The following is a 4,063-nucleotide window of genomic DNA, read 5'->3' on the forward strand; positions in this document are numbered from 1 at the left end:
ACGAATGCGGACTCGTTCGCCATGGAAGCGGCGATGGCCCGGGACAACGGCTACATCCCGAAGGCCAAGGCGGCCTCCATCCTCGCGCAGACGAAGCTCGCCGGCGGCGGCGAGACGGTCGAGGTCACCTTCAACGCGCCGAAGGAGCCGGGCGAGTACATGTACATCTGCACCTTCCCGGGCCACTACATGGGCGGGATGAAGGGCAAGCTGATCGTCAAGTAGGGCCAGCGGCTCCGAACGCCGCCGCAGGAAGAGTCACCCGGGCCCGGTACGGCGCGAATCGCTCGCGCCCACCGGGCCCTTGCTGCGTCAGGCTCCGCGCCAAGGCTAGAGCATCATGCTCGCGAGGTTGGCGAGCTCGCTGCGCTCGCCCTTCTCGAGCGACACGTGGGCGTAGAGCTTGTGCCCCTTGATGCGATCGATCAGGTAGGAGAGCCCGTTCGACTGGGCGTCCAGATAGGGAGTATCGATCTGGAAGATGTCTCCGGTGAAGATGATCTTCGTCCCCTCGCCGGCGCGGGTGATGATCGTTCGGGCCTCGTGCGGCGTCAGGTTCTGGGCCTCGTCGACGATGAAGATGATGTTGGAGAAGCTCCGGCCGCGGATGTAGGCGAGCGGCGTGATGTGGAGCTTCTCCTGCTCGACCATCTCGTCGATGCGCCTGAACTCGCGGTCGCGCTCGTCGAACTGGTGCTTGATGATGTTGAGGTTGTCCCACAGCGGCTGCATGTAGGGATTGACCTTGGACTTGATGTCGCCGGGGAGATAGCCGATGTCCTTGTTCGAGAGCGGCACCAGCGGCCGGGCCAGGTAGACCTGGCGGAACGCTTTGCGCTGCTCGAGGGCGCCCGCCAGGGCCAGCAGGGTCTTTCCGGTGCCCGCCTTGCCGGTGATCGAAACCAGCGGCACGGCCGGGTTCATGATGGCGTGCAGGGCGAACGTCTGCTCGGCGTTCCGCGGCGTGATGCCATAGGCCGGCATCTTCTGCACCCTCTCGAGAAGGCCCGAGAGCGGGTTGTACCAGGCGAGCGCCGAGTGCGAGGGGCTCCGCAGGATGAAGTAGTGGTTCGGCAACGGCACGTCGATCCCGACGTCCTGCGGCGAAACACCCCCGGACTCGTAGAACTTCTGGATCGGCGCCGCATCGTCGACCTCGATCTCGCTCTTGCCCTTGTAGAGATGGTCGACGTCCTTGATGCGGACGGTTTCGTACTCCTCTGCGCGCAGGCGAAGCGCCCTGGCTTTGACCCGCAGGTTGATGTCCTTCGAGACCAGAATGACGTCGCGCCCGGCCTCGCTCTCCTTGAGCGCGAGCGCCGTGTTCAGGATCCTGTGATCGTTCTTCATCGCGCCGAAGATGAGGCGCGCGTCGGTCGAGGAGTCCTCCGTGGCGATCACCCGGATCCGGCCGAGGTCGGGACCGTCGAGCGGCACCCAGTTGTTCAGCATGTCGTGGCTCGTGAGCTTGTCGAGCTGGCGGATGAACTCCCGCGCCTGGAGATTGATGACCGTGTCGCCCTTCTTGAAGTGGTCAAGCTCCTCGAGCACCGTGATCGGGATCGCGACGTCATGCTCCTTGAAGTTGAAGATCGCGTTCGCGTCGTAGAGGATGACCGAGGTGTCGAGGACGAAGATCTTGGGGTTGCGGGAGGAAACGGATGACGTGGAATCCGGGCTCGTCATACCGGGATTTTGTCATACCACCCCTGATTCGCTGAGCCTCAGAATCCGATCTTCGAAGCCCGAAGTGAGCTGCTTGAGTAGTCTGGCCCGCGCAGGGCGCATCCGCAGATAGGAGCGTGCGATGTCGAGCGTCAGAATGATCCGTCGGCTGGCAGAGGCGAGCTCGCCGCGACGGTGTGTTCCGATGCGCTCGAATCCCAGGACACGGGTGTGGAAGTGGTAGGGCGAATGGGGATCGTCCTCGAAGACGACCGTCAACAGGTGGGTGTAGCCGCGCTCGACCACTTCGGCGAGGGCGGCGCGCATGAGGGCCAGCACGACCGCGGTACGCGAGCGGAATCTCGGTGCGATCATCAGCCGGCCGATCTCCACGAAGCGTCCGGACGCTTGCAGGCGCGCGAGATCGTTGCTGCCCTCGATCTCCAGTCCCAGCTCCTCGGGAAGCTCGAGCGCCGGGTCGTAGGTGAGCCGGACGACGCCGGCCGTCTCGCCGTCGACGCGCGCCAGGAACCAGCTCGGGCCGTCGCAGGTCAGCGCGGATGCAGGAATCTCCGCTTCGGCGTCGGAGATCCACCCCTTCTCCGCGCCATAGACCTCTGCGACGACGGCGAGGGCGGCGGCGCGCTGGTCCGCAGACGAGACTCGTTCTGCCGTCACCCGAGCGGCGGGCGCTTCCGGCTGTCGTGAGCCCTGCTGCGCGGTCGAGCGCGTGACCGGGTCGACACTCATGGCGGTTTTCTCCCTGGGAAGGTGTATCTTGCGGGCGAGGAGGGCGAGACGGGAATGCACCTGGTCGGCGATGGCCGGAGCGAGGGCGCGCTCGAGCTGGCGCCGCTCCGGGGAATCGCCAGGAGCGGTCGCCCGCCATGCCTCGTGGTGCGCCGCAGTGTCTACGGGCTCGCCGATGCGCAGAACGAGCCTGCCGAGGCGCGGGGTCCGCAAGAGCCGGTCGCGCGAGGGAAAGTCGAGTCCCACCGGGACGACGGGCGCTCCCGAGCGCAGCGCCAGCTTTCCGAGACCTCGTCTTCCCGGAGCGAGATGCCAGGGATCGCGATTGCGGGTCCCCTCGGGATAGAGGCCGATGCTGGATCCGGTCGCCAGGGCCGTTAGGGCGCGGTCGAATGCCGGTGCCCCTGCCCATCCGGCGCGCCGGACGCCCTCGCGCCAGCCGAAGCGCGCCGGCTTGCGGTAGATCGCGATCGGATCGATCTGCTGCATCAGCCAGCCCGCGAACGGCAACTCGAGGAACATCCAGTCGACCAGGAAGCGGATCCGGCCTCCGGAGCGCAATGCGACGAGGGCGGCAGGCGCGACGATCGCTTCGTACGAACTGTGGTGCGAAAGGGCGAAGATGGCTGGATCCCGAAGCGCCGCCAGACGCTCGTGTCCTTCGACACGGATCGAGCCGGCGGTCAGGGTCAGGACGGCGCGCAACGCAAGGCGGGCGGCCGGCACCGGAAGCGCGCCCAGCGGCTGGCGGCAGCACCATGCAGGAGAAAGGCGAAGGGATCCGGCGGAGCTCACTCCGGATTTATACAGACCGGAGGTGAGCGAGCGATGGCGGAGAACCGACGACGGCGTTACGAAGCCGACTTCTGCCCGCTGGTTGGCGCTAGAATCCCTTTTCGAGCCCCATCTGGATGAGCGACATCGGCGTCGTCACAGTTTCGAACTTCCTGGCCCAGGCGCTGCTGGCGGCGCTGCTGGCCATCCTGCTCCTTCGCTTTCACAGCTCACGCAAGCATGCCTTCCTGCGCCACTGGGCGCTCTCCTGGTGGGCGCTCTGCGCCGGTCAACTCGGCGCGATGGTCGCATTCCACTTCTCGGCGTCGATGCCGGCTTCGGAGCCGACCCGACTCGTCGCGACGTTCGTCGCGCAGCTCGGAGCCTATCTGCAGGCCGGTTGGCTCATTCTGGGAGCGACCGAGCTCGCCAGTGGGCGGTCGCCTTCGCGGCGCGGCACACTCGCCATCTTCGGGGCTCTCGGCGGGCTGGCGCTGGTTTCAACTCTGGCCTACGCCTTCTCTCCCGATGCCGTCGCCAGCCGCAATTTCCTGCGTGTCAGCGTGCGCGCGCTGGTGGTCGCTGCGGCCTTCCTGATCGCCGCAGGCCTGCTGGTGCGCGCCTACAGAAAGAGCACGGCGACCGGTCCACATCTGGTGTGGATCGCTTTCTTTCTCTACGGTCTCGAGCAGCTGGTCTTCTTCTGGACGACGACCGCTTCTTCGGCTTCGAGCTTGCGCTACGGCATCGTACCGTTCGATCTGCTGATGGTCGCGGTGCTGGGAATCGCCACCGTCGTCTGGCTGCTCGAAGACGAGCACTTCCGGCTCGTCGAGGCGTCGCTGCAGATCGAGAAGCTCGCCTACTACGACAG

At 66.1% G+C, this 4,063-nt stretch carries 4 protein-coding genes; 2 read left to right on the forward strand and 2 right to left on the reverse strand.

What is annotated here, in order from left to right; all coding sequences use genetic code 11:
* Positions 1-225 (forward strand): azurin (locus KBI44_21510; GenBank protein MBP9147064.1); only part of this gene is annotated, 225 nt, incomplete at its 5' end.
* 105 nt (positions 226-330) lie between these two features.
* Here the strand turns inward: KBI44_21510 and KBI44_21515 are convergent.
* Positions 331-1,686 carry a PhoH family protein gene (locus KBI44_21515; protein ID MBP9147065.1) on the reverse strand — a complete coding sequence of 452 codons (1,356 nt, stop codon included), beginning with the start codon at positions 1,684-1,686 and terminating at the stop codon, positions 331-333.
* Positions 1,687-1,698: 12 nt separating this feature from the next.
* On the reverse strand, positions 1,699-3,141 hold the full coding sequence (locus KBI44_21520; GenBank protein MBP9147066.1) for a 1-acyl-sn-glycerol-3-phosphate acyltransferase: 1,443 nt from the start codon (positions 3,139-3,141) through the stop codon (positions 1,699-1,701).
* Positions 3,142-3,326: 185 nt separating this feature from the next.
* Here KBI44_21520 and KBI44_21525 point away from each other — a divergent pair.
* Positions 3,327-4,063: hypothetical protein (locus KBI44_21525; protein MBP9147067.1), on the forward strand; the 737-nt coding region annotated here is incomplete at its 3' end.

The sequence above is a fragment of the Thermoanaerobaculia bacterium genome, from assembly GCA_018057705.1.
Classification (GTDB): Bacteria; Acidobacteriota; Thermoanaerobaculia; order Multivoradales; family JAGPDF01; genus JAGPDF01.